The organism is Streptomyces sp. NBC_01439 (assembly GCF_036227605.1).
Lineage (GTDB): Bacteria > Actinomycetota > Actinomycetes > Streptomycetales > Streptomycetaceae > Streptomyces.
This window is the reverse complement of record NZ_CP109487.1, coordinates 1,083,254-1,097,005: the sequence shown is the minus strand read 5'-3', so window position 1 is coordinate 1,097,005 and position 13,752 is coordinate 1,083,254. Positions and strand designations below refer to the sequence as shown.

The 13,752-nt window shown below is 69.9% G+C and carries 15 protein-coding genes; 9 read left to right on the top strand and 6 right to left on the bottom strand.

Annotated features, from left to right (window positions below; all coding sequences use genetic code 11):
* Positions 1–83 precede the first annotated feature (83 nt).
* From OG207_RS05065 to OG207_RS05030, 8 genes are all read left to right on the top strand, one after another.
* Entirely contained in the window at positions 84–758 is a 675-nt protein-coding gene (locus OG207_RS05065; RefSeq protein ID WP_443072662.1) for a hydrogenase maturation protease, read from the top strand.
* Positions 759–800: 42 nt separating this feature from the next.
* Positions 801–1,970, top strand: a complete 1,170-nt coding sequence (locus OG207_RS05060; RefSeq protein WP_329096272.1) for a 4Fe-4S dicluster domain-containing protein — start codon at positions 801–803, stop codon at positions 1,968–1,970.
* 71 nt (positions 1,971–2,041) lie between these two features.
* A complete protein-coding gene (locus OG207_RS05055) occupies positions 2,042–2,452 on the top strand; it encodes a cyclic nucleotide-binding domain-containing protein (RefSeq protein ID WP_329107438.1) in 411 nt (136 codons plus the stop codon).
* Positions 2,449–3,255: an FAD/NAD(P)-binding protein gene (locus tag OG207_RS05050; RefSeq protein WP_326746991.1), complete on the top strand. Its 807-nt coding sequence runs from the start codon at positions 2,449–2,451 to the stop codon at positions 3,253–3,255. The genes OG207_RS05055 and OG207_RS05050 overlap by 4 nt, the downstream gene beginning before the upstream one ends.
* A 1-nt stretch (position 3,256) precedes the next feature.
* Complete coding sequence (locus tag OG207_RS05045; protein ID WP_329096269.1) at positions 3,257–4,075, top strand: oxidoreductase; 819 nt, start codon at positions 3,257–3,259, stop codon at positions 4,073–4,075.
* Complete coding sequence (locus tag OG207_RS05040) at positions 4,072–5,436, top strand: Ni/Fe hydrogenase subunit alpha (RefSeq protein WP_329096268.1); 1,365 nt, start codon at positions 4,072–4,074, stop codon at positions 5,434–5,436. The genes OG207_RS05045 and OG207_RS05040 overlap by 4 nt, the downstream gene beginning before the upstream one ends.
* A gap of 186 nt (positions 5,437–5,622) precedes the next feature.
* The gene (locus OG207_RS05035) at positions 5,623–6,498 is read left to right on the top strand and encodes a universal stress protein (protein WP_329096266.1); all 876 of its coding nucleotides are present in this window, start codon (positions 5,623–5,625) and stop codon (positions 6,496–6,498) included.
* Positions 6,499–6,601: 103 nt separating this feature from the next.
* On the top strand, positions 6,602–8,077 hold the full coding sequence (locus OG207_RS05030; RefSeq protein WP_329096264.1) for a bifunctional aminoglycoside phosphotransferase/ATP-binding protein: 1,476 nt from the start codon (positions 6,602–6,604) through the stop codon (positions 8,075–8,077).
* A 73-nt stretch (positions 8,078–8,150) separates the two neighbouring features.
* Here the strand turns inward: OG207_RS05030 and OG207_RS05025 are convergent, their stop codons facing one another.
* Together OG207_RS05025 and OG207_RS05020 are read right to left on the bottom strand one after the other, a co-directional pair.
* Complete coding sequence (locus OG207_RS05025; protein WP_329096263.1) at positions 8,151–9,140, bottom strand: Acg family FMN-binding oxidoreductase; 990 nt, start codon at positions 9,138–9,140, stop codon at positions 8,151–8,153.
* Positions 9,141–9,167: 27 nt separating this feature from the next.
* Positions 9,168–10,043, bottom strand: coding sequence for a universal stress protein (locus OG207_RS05020; protein ID WP_329096261.1), 876 nt, complete (start codon positions 10,041–10,043; stop codon positions 9,168–9,170).
* A gap of 330 nt (positions 10,044–10,373) precedes the next feature.
* Between OG207_RS05020 and OG207_RS05015 the strand changes: the two genes are divergently transcribed.
* On the top strand, positions 10,374–10,793 hold the full coding sequence (locus tag OG207_RS05015) for a CBS domain-containing protein (RefSeq protein WP_329096259.1): 420 nt from the start codon (positions 10,374–10,376) through the stop codon (positions 10,791–10,793).
* A gap of 27 nt (positions 10,794–10,820) precedes the next feature.
* Here OG207_RS05015 and OG207_RS05010 read toward each other — a convergent pair whose 3' ends face one another.
* From OG207_RS05010 to OG207_RS04995, 4 genes are all read right to left on the bottom strand, one after another.
* Positions 10,821–11,696: a universal stress protein gene (locus tag OG207_RS05010; RefSeq protein WP_329096257.1), complete on the bottom strand. Its 876-nt coding sequence runs from the start codon at positions 11,694–11,696 to the stop codon at positions 10,821–10,823.
* 76 nt (positions 11,697–11,772) lie between these two features.
* The gene (locus OG207_RS05005) at positions 11,773–12,429 is read right to left on the bottom strand and encodes a CBS domain-containing protein (RefSeq protein WP_030648547.1); all 657 of its coding nucleotides are present in this window, start codon (positions 12,427–12,429) and stop codon (positions 11,773–11,775) included.
* A gap of 9 nt (positions 12,430–12,438) precedes the next feature.
* On the bottom strand, positions 12,439–13,065 hold the full coding sequence (locus OG207_RS05000; protein WP_329096256.1) for a CBS domain-containing protein: 627 nt from the start codon (positions 13,063–13,065) through the stop codon (positions 12,439–12,441).
* A 12-nt stretch (positions 13,066–13,077) separates the two neighbouring features.
* Positions 13,078–13,683, bottom strand: a complete 606-nt coding sequence (locus OG207_RS04995) for a CBS domain-containing protein (protein ID WP_329096254.1) — start codon at positions 13,681–13,683, stop codon at positions 13,078–13,080.
* Between the last annotated feature and the right edge of the window lie 69 nt (positions 13,684–13,752).

The following is a 13,752-nucleotide window of genomic DNA, read 5'->3' as shown; positions in this document are numbered from 1 at the left end:
GTGGGCCGTGCCGACGGGGTTTCCGGTGCCCTGTTGATCGGAGGGCCAGTGCCGAACGGTCCCCTTCCACGGCTGTCAGTCCGATGGTCGGCCTCAGAGCCTTGGCGCGCCGCCCCGCACTCGGTACCGCACCATACGCCGTTTGCCCCGTGGCACAGGACCTCATCCCGCTAGCAGGGCAGGCTGTTCCTGGAGACGCCCGGACAAGGAAGTGGGTACCTGTGAAGCCTCTCGCCGGTACTGCGGTCATCGGGATCGGAAACGAGCTCCGGCGCGATGACGGGCTGGGGTGGGCCGCCATCGCCTTGTTGCGCGCATGGAAAGCACAGCGACCTCTCCCGTCCGGCACTGACCTCGCACAGTGCGACGGAGACCCCGGCCGACTGATCGGCCTCTGGGAAGGCAAGGCCCTCACCCTCGTCGTCGACGCCTGCTTCCCACCTGCGGCTCAGCCAGGGCGAACACACCGGTGGTGTGTGGCTCCCGGCGAGATGCCGCACCCCGCTGCCGCAGGCAGGCAGAGCACCCACGGGCTGGGGCTCGCCGAGGCCGTGTGCCTCGCCGACCGCGTCGGGCGCGGCCCCGGCCGGCTCATCGTGTATGCGGTCGAGGGGGCGGACCGTTCGCTGGGCACTGGGCTCACGCCGGCGGTCGCGGCCGCCCTGCCGCTTCTGACCCTGCGTATCGAGGCGGATGTTCGCCGGCACGACGAGCGGACTCGCCGGACCGGGTTCGAACCCCGGAGCCGGGAGGTCTGACATGCTGCCGGATCTAGGCACGTGGAGACCGAGAGGTGCACCATGACCGACGCTTCGGATGCCGGAGCCGTCCTCGACCACCAGGCCGAGGCGGTCCTCGACCGCGACGGTCTGGACGCGCTCGTGCGTGTCCTGAAGCGGCGCGGCCGCACGGTGATCGGCCCGACCGTGCGCGACGGCGCGATCGTCCTCGACGAGCTGGACACCGCAGACGCACTTCCCTACGGGTGGGGGGTCGAACTGGAGGCGGGGCGGTACCAGCTGCGCCGCCGCGAGGACGGGGCGGCCTTCGCGCACAGCGCGGGACCCCAGTCATGGAAGTCGTTCCTGCACCCGGAGCGCGTCCGTCAGTGGTCCGCGGACCGCGGCCCGGACGGTGCGCCGGTCGTCCGTGAGGAGAAGCAGGAGAGCATTTCGTACGCCTTCCTCGGCGTGCGGCCCTGCGATCTGCGTGCCATTCAGATCCTGGACCGGGTGATGAGCGGAGGCAGGTACCGGGATCCCACCTACCTGTCCCGGCGGACGGGCGCCTTCCTGATCGCGGCCGAGTGCACCGAGCCGGGTGCCACCTGCTTCTGCGTCTCGATGGGGAGCGGGCCGGCCGCCGACGCCGGGTACGACCTCGCTCTCACCGAGGTCGTGGACGATGGCGGCCACCGCTTCCTGTGCCGGAGCGGGAGCGAGGAAGGAGCCGCGGTCCTCGCGGAACTGCCGGGGCGGAGCCCCGATGGCTCCACCCGAGCGGCTGCGACCCAGGCCGTGAGCGCCGCCGCCGAACGGATGGGCCGCTCCATGCCGCCGGTGGACCTGCGCACGCTGATGCGGGACAACCTGGAAGCGGAGCGCTGGGACGACGTCACCGCCCGGTGCCTCAGCTGCGGCAACTGCACCATGGTCTGCCCCACCTGCTTCTGCACCACCACGGAGGACGTCACCGACCTGACCGGCAATCACGCCGAGCGCTGGCGCCTCTGGGACTCCTGCTACGACCTCGACTTCTCGCTCCTCCACGGCGGTCCGGTCCGGTCCACCCCGCGCAGCCGGTACCGCCAGTGGCTCACCCACAAGCTGGGTACCTGGCACGACCAGTTCGACAGTTCGGGTTGTGTCGGATGCGGCCGGTGCATCGTGTGGTGTCCCACGGGGATCGACCTGACCGAGGAAGCCCACGCCCTGCACCAGGAGGCCACGCAGCGGGAGAACACGCCGTGACCAGGCATCTGGATGGTCCTCCTGGCGAGGGCGTGCTCGCCGCTCTGACGGCGGAGCACGGTGGGAGGCTGATGGCCCTCGCCCGGGACGTCGCCCTTCCAAGCGGCACGCGGATCTTCGAGGAAGGGGAGAAGGCCGACCGCTTCTGGATCATCCGCTGGGGCACGGTTGCGCTCGACATCCACATGCCCGGTCGGGGGCGAGCCGTCGTCGAGACCATTGGTGCGGGCAGCCTGCTCGGCTGGTCGTGGCTGTGCCCGCCTCGGCAGTGGCATCTGGCGGCCGAGACACGGGAACCCGTCCGCGCCTGGGAGTTCGATGCCGCCGCCGTCCATGACCTGTGCGCCGAGGACACGGCGCTGGGCCTGTCGCTGGTGACCGCCGTCGCCGAGACCATCGGCGACCGGCTGCGGGCGACCCGCACCCGGTTGCTCGACCTCTACGGACCGCCGGGACCGCGGGGGAGCGGAGCAGCACCATGACGCCCGCACCGCTGTCCTATCGCGTGGTGGACCGCCGTGACGAGACGCATGACACGGTCACGCTTGTCCTGGAGCCTGCCAAGGATGCCCTGGACCGCTTTGCACCCGGCCAGTTCGCGATGCTGTACGCGTTCGGTGTCGGCGAGATCCCGGTGTCCGTGTCTCGGCTCGGAGACGGGCACCGGCTGACGCACACGGTCCGCGCCGTGGGGGCCGTCTCCCGCGCATTGTGCGGCCTGCGGACCGGCGGGTGGGTCGGCGTGCGCGGCCCCTTCGGTACCGCCTGGGACACGGCGGCCGCCCACGGCAGCGACCTGCTCGTCATCGCAGGCGGCATCGGGCTCGCGCCGTTGCGTCCCCTCGTCGACACCGTTCTGGCCGAGCCCCACGTCTTCGGGCGGCTGAACGTCCTCGCGGGTGCCCGGACCCCCGCCGATCTGCTCTACGGAGACGAGTTCCCCGCCTGGGAGAAGCCGTTCGGCGCCGTCACGGTCGACCGGCCCTCCGGCGGCTGGGCCGGCCGGGTCGGAGTCGTCACCACGCTGCTCCGCGAGGCCCGCTTCACGCCGCTGGACACGGTCGCCTTCGTCTGCGGTCCCGAGGTGATGATGCGCGCTACCGCACGGGCGCTGATCCACCAAGGGGTACGTCCCGACCGTATCCAGGTCTCCCTCGAACGCAACATGCGCTGCGCCATCGGCCACTGCGGACACTGCCAGCTCGGGCCCCTCCTTCTCTGCCGCGACGGCCCGGTCGTCGGCTACGACCAGGCCGAGCCCCTGCTCACCGTCCGGGAACTATGAGATGAGCACCCCCGCCCCGCCCCAGCCTCCTGCCCGCCCACGCCTCGGCGTGTTCAAGTTCGCCTCCTGCGACGGCTGCCAGCTCACCCTCCTCGACTGCGAGGACGAACTGCTCGGCATCGCCGCCGAACTGGAGATCGCCCACTTCCTGGAAGCGTCCAGCGAGCCCGCGCCCGGCCCGTACGACCTCGTGCTCGTCGAGGGCTCGGTCAGCACGCCCGAGCACGTGGAGCGCATCCGGCGCATCCGCGCCGATGCCCGCCACCTCGTCACTATCGGCGCCTGCGCCACGGCCGGCGGCGTGCAGGCGCTGCGGAACTACGCCGATGTCGAGGGGTACCTGGCGACCGTCTACGCCCGCCCCGAGTACATCGAGACCCTCGCGACCTCCACGCCGATCTCCGCCCACGTACCCGTCGACTTCGAACTGCGCGGTTGTCCCATCGACCGCGGCCAGCTCGTCGAGGTCATCACCGCGTTCCTCGCCGGACGCAAGCCCGCCATCCCGAACCACAGCGTCTGCTTCTCCTGCAAGCGGCGCGGCAACGTCTGCGTCACCGTCGCTCACGGCATGCCCTGCCTCGGCCCCGTCACCCACGCGGGCTGCGGAGCCCTGTGCCCGACCTACGGGCGCGGCTGCTACGGCTGCTTCGGGCCGGCCGGAACCACGAACCTTCCCGCGCTGGTCCCGCTCATGCAGCGCGACGGGATGAGCGAGGAGGACATCGGCAGGTACCTGCACACCTTCAACGTGACCGCCTTCACCGCCGTGGAGGAGCAAGGACAGCCCGGTACGACCGACGCGGAAGGCCCCGGATGAGCGATCCCACGCCCCGGTCCCAGGAGCTCCGCATCCCCTCACTCGCCCGTGTCGAGGGCGAGACCGCGCTGCACCTGAGGATCCACCACGGCACCGTCATCGAGGCGCGGCTCAAGATCTACGAGCCACCGCGGTTCTTCGAAGCCTTCCTCAGGGGCAGGGCGCACACGGAGCCACCCGATCTCACCTCCCGCATCTGCGGGATCTGTCCCGTCGCCTACCAGATGAGTGCCTGCCGTGCCGTCGAGGACGCGTGCGGCGTCGTCGTCGACGGACAACTGGCCGCCCTGCGCCGCCTGCTGTACTGCGGCGAATGGATCGAGAGCCAGACGCTGCACATCCACATGCTGCACGCACCGGACTTCCTCGGCGAAGACGACGTGATCGGTTTGTCCCGCTCCCATCTGGAGCACGTAAAGCGCGGACTGCGCTTGAAGCAGACCGGCAACGCCGTGGTCGAACTGCTCGGGGGCCGGGCCATCCACCCCGTCAACGTCCGGCTCGGAGGTTTCCACAGAGCCCCGACCCGCGCCGAACTCCGCCCCCTGGAAGAACGGCTGCGCACCGCCCTCGACGACGCCTGGGACACGGTGCGCTGGGTTGCCGGTTTCGAATTCCCGGACGCCGAGTGCGAAGCCGACCTGCTCGCCCTCGCCGAGGAGGACACCTACGCCATCGAGTCCGGCGTGCCCACCGTGCTCCGGTACGACGGGACGCTCCCGCCGCACAGCTTCCCCCTGCGGGATTTCACCGACCACGTGGCCGAGGAGCAGGTGTCACACTCCACAGCCCTCCACTCCCGGCTGGACGGCCGAAGGCATCTCACCGGCTCCCTCGCCCGCTGGGCGGTCAGCGGTCACCTGCTGTCCCCGCTGGCCCTGCAAGCGGCACGGGAGGCCGGGCTGGGTGCCCCCCCGTCGCGCGCAGACGGCGGGCGGGGAGAGGTCTGCAGGAACCCGTACCGAAGCATCCTCGTCCGTGCGGTGGAAGTCCTGTACGCGGTGGAAGAGGCCCTGCGGATCATCGCGGAGTACGAGCGTCCAGCCCGCCCGTACGTAGAGGTGCCGGCCCGGGCCGGCACCGGGCACGGTGCCACGGAGGCGCCGCGCGGCCTGCTCTACCACCGCTACGTGTTCGACGGCGGGGGCCGTGTCACCGACGCCTGCATCGTTCCGCCGACCGCCCAGAACCAGGGCGCCATCGAGGAGGACCTGCGTCGGCTGGTCCAAGCTGGTCTCGATCGGGGTGAGGGCTCCGAGGCTGAGCTCAGCCGGCTGTGCGAGCGGGCCGTCCGCAACCACGACCCGTGCATCTCGTGTTCGGCCCACTTCCTGGAACTGGACATCGAGCGCACCCACTGATCCCGCCCAGGTGCTGCTCGGGTGACATGCGACCGTGTGCTCGGCGCGTTGGCGTAGTTGCTTCGGCGAGTACCGCCTACGGTCGCTGCACGGCTACCGGCGCGAGCGCGGAGACGACAGGGCTCCGGGCAGGCCGGACGGATACCTCACGGTCATTCCAGTCATCTACCAGACGGAGCAGGGTGCATGGAGCCAGTCGTCACCGTGGGCCTCGACGGTTCACCCGAGAGCCTTGCCGCCGCCCGTTGGGCCGCTGACGAAGCCGCCCGCCGCAAGCTCACGCTGCGGTTGCTGCACGCGTGGCCCCTCCTGGCGCCGGAACCGACCCACGTTCCCGCCGAGATGGATCAGAACTACTGGGCGAAGCGGATCGTGCACAACGCGAAGGCCGAGCTCCAGGCGCGCCACCCGGGCCTGACCATCGTCGGCAATCTGGTCGCCGAAGATGCCCAGGAGGCACTGCTGAAGGCGGCAGCGGAGTCCGATATGACGGTGCTCGGCTCGCGGGGGATGGAGCCCGTCGAGAGCTATTTCCTGGGCGACATCAGCATGCCCGTCGTGGCACGGGCCGAGCGGCCGGTGGTCCTGGTACGCGCCGGGACGCGCGAAGCGGGGACATCGTCCGCTCCAGGCGCCTCGGGCGGCGTAGTGGTGGCGCTAAAACTGCACGGTCCGTGCGACGACCTGCTCGCATTCTCCTTCGCCGCCGCCGCGGAACGGGGTGTTCCCCTGCAAGCCGTCCATGGCCGAAGCATGCCCCTCCACGCTCACGCTCCCTGGGGCGTGGACCACGACGTGACCGAGAAGATCAGACAGGACGCGCAGAAGCTCCTGAGTGAGGCTCTCCGCCCCTGGCGCGAGAAGTTCCCGACCGTGGAGGTAACTCCCGGTGTCGGTCTTGAAAGCCCGACCAAGGTCGTGGTCCGGACCGCCGAAGGTGCAGGACTACTGGTTGTCGGCCGGCGCAGGCACCGCCCCGCCCTCGCGCCCCCAATCGGTTCCGTGGCCACCGCCGCCATCCATCACGCGCGCTGCCCCGTCGCCGTCATTCCCCATGACTGAGCCGGGTCACCCCGAGGAGCCGCCGGTCTCGGCGCACCCGGCTGATGCGTCCGTGCTCCGGACCGGCGCTGGCCTCGACGTTCCGCCGCTTCCGCGGGCAGAGGTGTGCGAGACACACACGGCCGTGCTGTTCTTCGTCGGTGACCGCGCCTACAAGGTCAAGAAGCCGGTCGACCTGGGGTTCCTCGACTACACGACCACGGCCGCCCGGCGGACCGCGTGCGAACAGGAAGTCGCTCTCAACCGCCGCTTCGCCCCTGACGTCTACCTGGGGCTGGGAGAATTCCGCAGCCCCGGCGTGGACACGCCCGAACCCCTCGTGGTGATGCGCCGCATGCCGGCGGAACGACGCCTGTCCCTGCTCGTGAGCCAAGGCGCCGACGTCGACGACGCTCTGCGGACCGTTGCACGCCTCCTCGCCTCCCGTCACGCGGACGCGCCCCGCGGCCCGGACATCGACGAGCAAGGCAGGCGGGACGCGCTGTCCGCACGCTGGGAAGCGAGCTTCACGCAGGTCAGGGAACTGACCGACGACGCCCAGCTGATCGACGGGGTGGAGGAGATCGAGCGCTTGGTGCGGCGCTATCTCGCCGGCCGCAAGGAACTGTTCGACGCGCGTATCGAGCAGGGGCGGGTGGTCGACGGCCACGGCGACCTGCTCGCCCAGGACATCTTCTGTCTCGACGACGGCCCCCGCGTCCTGGACTGCCTGGAGTTCGACGACCGCCTTCGCTCCGTCGACGGCCTCGACGACGCGGCCTTCCTCGCCATGGACCTGGAGCAGACGGGTGCCCCGGAGACCGCGGCGTTCTTCCTGGCTCAGTACGGCGAGTATTCCGGTGACCCCGCACCGCCGTCTCTGTGGCACCACTACGTCGCCTACCGCGCGTTCGTCCGCGCCAAGGTGTCCCTGATCCAGGCAGCTCAAGGCGCTCGCGGCGCAGAGACGGCAGCGCGCCGGCTGGTCACCACGACGCTGCGCCACCTGCGCACTTCGGCTGTCAGCCTGACCCTCGTCGGCGGCCTCCCGGGCAGCGGGAAGTCCACGCTCTCCGGCGCACTGGCCGATCGCCTCGGTGTCACGCTGCTCAGCAGCGACCGTCTCCGCAAGGAGCTGGCAGGCATCCCGGCGGAGGAATCCGCGGCCGCGGGCTACGGCGAAGGGCTGTACACGCCCGAGTGGACCGCGAGGACGTACGCGGTGCTGCTCGACCGGGCGTCCGCCCTCCTGTCCCGGGGCGAGTCCGTCGTTCTGGACGCCACCTGGTCCGACGCCAGACAGCGTGAAGCCGCCCTGCGCATGGCCGAACGCACCAGCGCCGACCTGGTGGCCCTGCACTGCCAGGCTCCGGGAGAGGTGTCGGCAGCGCGCCTGAGCACCCGCGCCCCGGGGGCGTCCGACGCCACCCCTGAGGTGGCCACGGCCATGGCAGCCGCGGAGCCGCCGTGGGAGGAGGCCGTCCCCATCGACACCGGCGGCCTTCTGGAGGCCGCCGTCATCCAAGCGATGGCGGCCGTGCGCCCGTACGGTTCCGGCCAGGCCCCGGTCTTCCGCCGCCCCTACATGGAACCGGACTGAGGCGAGTGGCGACGCCGCGTGCAGCGGCGTGCTCACGGCAACGAAATTCCTGGCGGCAGCTCGATGTCCGGTCTCATCGGATGTCCAGTACCTCGGCTACCGGGCGCCGGGGCGTTGCCGGACCCTGCGGTCCGTAGCCGAGCCGGATCACCATCTGGACGTGGGTCATCGCCGAGCCCGGATCGCGCACCGTCCAGCGGAGCGCGGGCCATTCGAGCGGCTGCGAGGTCATGGACGTGACCAGCCCGTCGGCGGTGGCTTGAAGGAGAACCCGCTGCAGGGCCTGTCCTGCTCGTAGCCAGTCCTTGGGCCTGTCACCCGACGTACCCAGCAGCACGATCTGCGGCTTCTGTTCGAAGGCGGCCCACCCACGACCGGGAACGCGCCGAGAGCGACCGAAGTCGCGCACGACTCCACCCCGACCCGAGTGCTTCGGACCGAAGGCGTTCACGGGAATTCCGTCGGGACGGGTCTGCTCGTCCGGTGTGCCGGAATGTGTCCACGCCATCGTCTCTGCCGTCAGTGAGGGATCCATCTCCTCGCGATGCTCGGAGTCGTGTACCAGCCCCAGCACGGTGTCGGTGTGCCAAGCGTCCGGTACGGCCAGGCGACACCCTTCGAGAAGCGCGGCGGCTCGCAGGCCGTCCAACAGTGCTGGAGGGATCTCCTCCTCCACGAAAGGAAATCGGCTGGAGTGACGTCGCCGTACGGCTGGATGCAGGGTTCCGAGATCGCTGTCCGTGGGCCCCGGTTCCCGGAGGCTGGCAGCGGCCAGCAACCACGGATCGTCCGGGTCGGGCAGCAACCGTACGTCAGCGCCCCAGCCTGCCGAGGCTGCGGACACTCGAAGGTTGAACAGAGCGGCGGCGCAGCCCACATGGAGGGCGCGGTGGTCCGGGTCGGCATGGGGCATGGCACGGCCCGGGTCGCCGTACAGCTCTATGAGCCCGGAGGCCGGTCGGTAGAGGAACTTCCAAGGCTGGGCATTGTGCATGGAAGGAGCCATGGCAGCGTCCTCGATGAGCGGAACAATCGCTGCCGGGTCCGGAAACGATGCGTTCATGAGACTTACCTGCCTGTGCTGTGGGCTTCACTCGTGGGCGATGACGGCGACCGGTGCGACCGCGTGGTGCATCACGGCGTGTGTGATGGGGCCGATGTGAGTGCCGAAGGCGGAGTGGCGGATTCGGCGGCCGACGACGACGAGGGCGGCGGTGGAGGCCGCGTCGAGGATCTGAATCGCCGGCTGTCCGATGGTGGCCCGGGAGTCGACCTGCAGCGAAGGGTACTTCTCGTGCCAGGGGCTGATCATCTCGTCCAGTGTGGTGGTGATGCCGTGGGCCATTTCCTGCTGGACCCCGGGGTCGAGCGCCGGTGCGTAGCTGAGGATGGGCGGTGGCGACCAGCCGTGGATGATCACGAGCGGGCAGCGGCGGTGGGAGGCCTCCTCGAAGGCGAAGGCGAGCAACTTGTCACAGGGCTGGTGGATGTCCACGCCGACCACGATGGGCCCTCGGTCGCGGGTACCGTCCGGCGGATTGCCCGCGCGGTCCATGGACCGGACCAGCACGACGGGGCGCACGGCCTCGATGACGGTGGCGGCGCCGGTGGATCCGACGAGGAAACCCGCGATGCTGCCGAGCGCGCGCGAGCCAAGTACGAGCATGTCGGATTCCTCGGCGGCGCGGGCGAGGGCCAGGGAAGGTAGCCCGCCCACTCGGCGGGTGTCGACCTTCAGCGACGGATGTGCGCGGTGCGTCTCATCGGTGGTGTCGCGGAGGACGGCCTCGGCCCACCTCCGACGTTCCTCGGTGGTCGTGACGGGAAGGGGAGGATTCTCCAGCCATTCCTCGGCGTGGACCAGGTCCAGGGAGGCACCGCGAAGCTCGGCCTCATGGGCTGCCCAGCGGGCAGCCGCCGTACTTTCCGGGGACCCGTCGAGGCCGACGGTCACTCGGTTCGCCATGGTCTCCATCTCCCTGTTCGCGGATCGGAGTTTTCCCGCTCACTCCAGACTGACTGCCCGACGGCCTCCTGTTGAGGGGCCGGTCGGCCCCTCGGGGGGCCGACCGGCCCGCCCCTGGTGCGGTGGAGAGAGGTCTGGGGCCTGATCAACCAGGGCCGGTCACGTCAGGAGGTCTGCCGGTCGGCCTGGCATCCGGCGAGAGCTCGGAAGGCCTTGTGCTCTGGTCCATGCCGCAGAGAAGCCATGTCCCCATGATCTCGCGTCGACGAGCGGGGCGCCGAGCACGAGCCCAGACTGGAAACGGGTACGGACGTGTATGAGGAGGCAGCCATGACCACCGCGCGGGACATCATGCACAGCGGTGCCACCTGCGTACAGGAGACCGAGACGCTCATGGACGCGGCCCGGCGGATGAGCGAACTGGACGTCGGCGCACTGCCGATCTGCGGGCCCGACGACCGTCTGCACGGCATCATTACCGACCGTGACATCGTGCTGAAGTGTCTGGCCAAGGGCAAGGACCCACACCACATGACAGCCGGACAGCTGGCGCAGGGCAGGCCCATCACGGTCGACGCGGGCGCTGACACGAGCCAGGTGCTGCAGACGATGCAGGATCACCGGATCCGGCGTGTCCCGGTGATCGCCGACCACCGCCTCGTCGGCATGATCAGTGAGGCCGATCTCGCCAGGCACCTGTCCGAGGAGCAGGTGGGTCACTTCGTCGAGACGATCTGCGCGGAGCGGTGAGCCGCACCAGAATGCATGTGGGCGTCGCTATTCGTGCGCGATGACGGCGACGGGCGCCTTGGCGTGGTGGAGGACCGCATGGGTGACCGGTCCGATGTGCGCGCCGATTGAGCTCCGCCGGATGCGGCGGCCCACGACGATGAGCCCCGCCTCTGCGCCCATCCTGATGAGTTCCGTGGCGGCGTGTCCGAGGCTCGCGCGAGCGATGACGCCGACATCCGGGTACTTGTCCCGCCAAGGCGCCAGGACATCGTGCAGAGAGGCCTCCGCGCTCATTTCGAGCTGGGCGTGGACTCTCGGATCGTACGCCGCGCCGTACCCCACCAGGGGAGGCAGCGACCAGCTGTGCAGGACGTGAAGGGTGCATGCCCGCCGCCGCGCCTCCTCGAAGGCGAAGGCGAGCAGGGCATCACATGGTCGGCTGATGTCAACGCCCACCAGCAGCTCACGGGCCGTGTGCCGGCCGTCGGGGTGTGGCACCGCGTCCTCGCTCGCCCGCACCATGACCACGGGCCGTACCGTCGCCTGGATGACCGCCATGCCGACGGAACCGAGGACGAAGCCCGTGACGGTGCCCAGTCCCCGAGAGCCCAGGACGATCATGTTCGCGCCGACTGCGACGCTGGCGAGCTCGGCGGCCGGTCTGCCGTCGATCGATCGGATGCCGACCTCCAGTTCGGGGTGGCTCGCGCGCAGTTCGTCGGCGGTCTCGTTCAGCAGCGCCTGGGCCCAGTGACGGCGCACATCGCTGGTCGGCATCGGGAGGTCGCGGGGAGATGACCATTCCTCGGCGTGGACGAGGTGGAGTGGCACGCCGCGCAGCAGGCCCTCTCGCGCCGCCCAGCGGGCGGCCGCGAGGCTTTCCGCGGATCCGTCGAGACCGGCGACGATTCGATCGTTCATGATGGCTCTCCCGGCAGGGTCCCGCATGGGTCGGGGAGTTGGTCGTCGCACGTGCCGAGGCTGCACGGCGGCTTCTTCAGACTGAGTTCGTGTCGTCGATGGCGTATCCGAGATGCTGGGTTACGGAGACGACGCCGTCGACGGTCCGGCAGAGGCGTTCGATGAGCGGGATGAGGCTCCTGAAGTCGACGGTTCCGTGCAGTTCGACCCGGCCGTCGGTGACGGCCACGGTGATGGCCGAGGGGCTCTGACGTACGCCGAGTTCGAGGACGTCACCCATGATCTCGTGACGGATGTCCTCGTCCGCCCGGAGGAAGATCCGCAGCAGGTCCCGACGGCTGACGATTCCGATCAGTACGTCCGAGTCGTCCACGACCAGGAGCCGCTTGACTCCTTGTGCTTCCATCAACCTGGCGGCTTCGGCGACGGTCCAGTCGGGTCTGGCGCACACAGGGGGCGAGGACATCAGCTCCTCGGCGCGCGTACCCGCGGCCTTGTCCTCCTGCCAGGCCTCCCGCTCGGGAAGTGACCGGAAGTAGTCGCTTTGGCCGGCGGACTTCGGCAGCAGGTCCCGTTCCGAGATCACGCCGAGCGGCCGGCCGGCAGAGTCGACGACCGGAACGGCTGACACCTTGTGCTCCGTCAGGGTGCGGGCGATCTCCTTGAACGGAGCGTTGCTGGGGACGGTGACGACCTCGCGGGTCATCAGCTCACGGACTTCCCGATGTTTCATGCTCTTCTCCTACCGTTCGGTGGGCGTTCGGGCGCCGACCGACACGTCGTCCTGCGCGTAGTCGAGCCGGTTGACCACGTCGACGACGCCGTCGACGCTCTGGCACAGGCGCAGCACGATGGGGACCAGGCTGCGTCGGCTTACGGTGCCGCTGAGGGTCACCAGCCCGTCGGTGACGTCGACGGTCAACGACGAGGGGCTGAGGCCGAGGGTGTGGGTCACCACGTCTTCGAGGATTTCCTCCTGGATCGCGTGGTCCCTGCGAAGGAAGAGCTGAAGCAGGTCGCTACGGCTCAGGATGCCGATCAGTCGGCCGGCGGCGTCCACCACGGGCAGTCTCTTGACCTGGCGACCCCGCATGACTCGCGCCGCGCGGACGACGCTCCATTCGGTCCGGGCCGTGATGGCGGGGCTGGTCATGAGATCGGCGGCCGTGTTCGTGCCGCTGCCGGAGCTGCGCTTGCGGAGCAGGTCGGCTTCGGAGACGACGCCCACGGGACGCTCGGCCTCGTCCACCACGGGCACGGCGGAGATGTCGAAATCCTTGAGGAGCCTGGCGATTTCCTTGAACGGGGTGCCCCGCTGGACGCTGACGGCTGTCGGGGTCATCAGGTCGGCGACGCTGCGGTGCCTCATCGTCGGCCTCCTTCACGTGCGGACTTCGGTATCGAGGCGCACGGCCGTGACGTCCACGACGCCCGGTACGGTGCGTGCGACACGCACCAGCACGTCCTTCAGGGCCGGGTCGGGAAGGGAGCCGTCCAGGTGCACGATGCCGTCGGCCACGTGGACCTGCACCATGGCGGATCCGGCGGGGATGAGCTCGGCCATGATCAGTTCGCGCAGCTCCTCGGCGATGTCGGCGTCGGGGCGGAGATAGATCTTGAGGAGGTCGCCCCGGCTGACGACGCCGATCAGGCGGCCGTCGCCGTCGACGACGGGCAGCCGCTTGAGGTGGCCGCGGGCCATCAGGCGGGCGGCGCCGGGGATGGTGGCGTCCTTGGTCACGGTGACCGCGGGTACGGTCATCAGCTGCCCGGCGGTGACCGCGCGGGACTCGTCCGCACCCTGGGCCTTGAGCAGCAGATCCGCTTCGGACACCACGCCGGCGACCCGTCCTTCCTCCGACAGGACGGGCAGGGCGCTGATCCGCCACTGCCGCATGGCCTCCACGACTTCCTTGAACGGTGTTCTGCGGTCGACGGAGATGACGGCATGCGTCATCACGTCCTCGACGGTGCGAAGCTGCTTCATGATGCCTCCAGAACGGCGTCCCGATACGTCCGAGCGTGGACACCCGTGCCCGACGGCGGTAGGGCCGCC

Bases quoted from the DNA above. Each gene is read 5' to 3' on its own strand.
- OG207_RS05065 (WP_443072662.1), top strand. From the start codon at position 84: ATGGTCGGCCTCAGAGCCTTGGCGCGCCGCCCCGCACTCGGTACCGCA.
- OG207_RS05060 (WP_329096272.1), top strand. From the start codon at position 801: ATGACCGACGCTTCGGATGCCGGAGCCGTCCTCGACCACCAGGCCGAG.
- OG207_RS05055 (WP_329107438.1), top strand. From the start codon at position 2,042: ATGGCCCTCGCCCGGGACGTCGCCCTTCCAAGCGGCACGCGGATCTTC.
- OG207_RS05050 (WP_326746991.1), top strand. From the start codon at position 2,449: ATGACGCCCGCACCGCTGTCCTATCGCGTGGTGGACCGCCGTGACGAG.
- OG207_RS05045 (WP_329096269.1), top strand. From the start codon at position 3,257: ATGAGCACCCCCGCCCCGCCCCAGCCTCCTGCCCGCCCACGCCTCGGC.
- OG207_RS05040 (WP_329096268.1), top strand. From the start codon at position 4,072: ATGAGCGATCCCACGCCCCGGTCCCAGGAGCTCCGCATCCCCTCACTC.
- OG207_RS05035 (WP_329096266.1), top strand. From the start codon at position 5,623: ATGGAGCCAGTCGTCACCGTGGGCCTCGACGGTTCACCCGAGAGCCTT.
- OG207_RS05025 (WP_329096263.1), bottom strand. From the start codon at position 9,140: ATGAACGCATCGTTTCCGGACCCGGCAGCGATTGTTCCGCTCATCGAG.
- OG207_RS05020 (WP_329096261.1), bottom strand. From the start codon at position 10,043: ATGGCGAACCGAGTGACCGTCGGCCTCGACGGGTCCCCGGAAAGTACG.
- OG207_RS05015 (WP_329096259.1), top strand. From the start codon at position 10,374: ATGACCACCGCGCGGGACATCATGCACAGCGGTGCCACCTGCGTACAG.
- OG207_RS05010 (WP_329096257.1), bottom strand. From the start codon at position 11,696: ATGAACGATCGAATCGTCGCCGGTCTCGACGGATCCGCGGAAAGCCTC.
- OG207_RS05005 (WP_030648547.1), bottom strand. From the start codon at position 12,429: ATGAAACATCGGGAAGTCCGTGAGCTGATGACCCGCGAGGTCGTCACC.
- OG207_RS05000 (WP_329096256.1), bottom strand. From the start codon at position 13,065: ATGAGGCACCGCAGCGTCGCCGACCTGATGACCCCGACAGCCGTCAGC.
- OG207_RS04995 (WP_329096254.1), bottom strand. From the start codon at position 13,683: ATGAAGCAGCTTCGCACCGTCGAGGACGTGATGACGCATGCCGTCATC.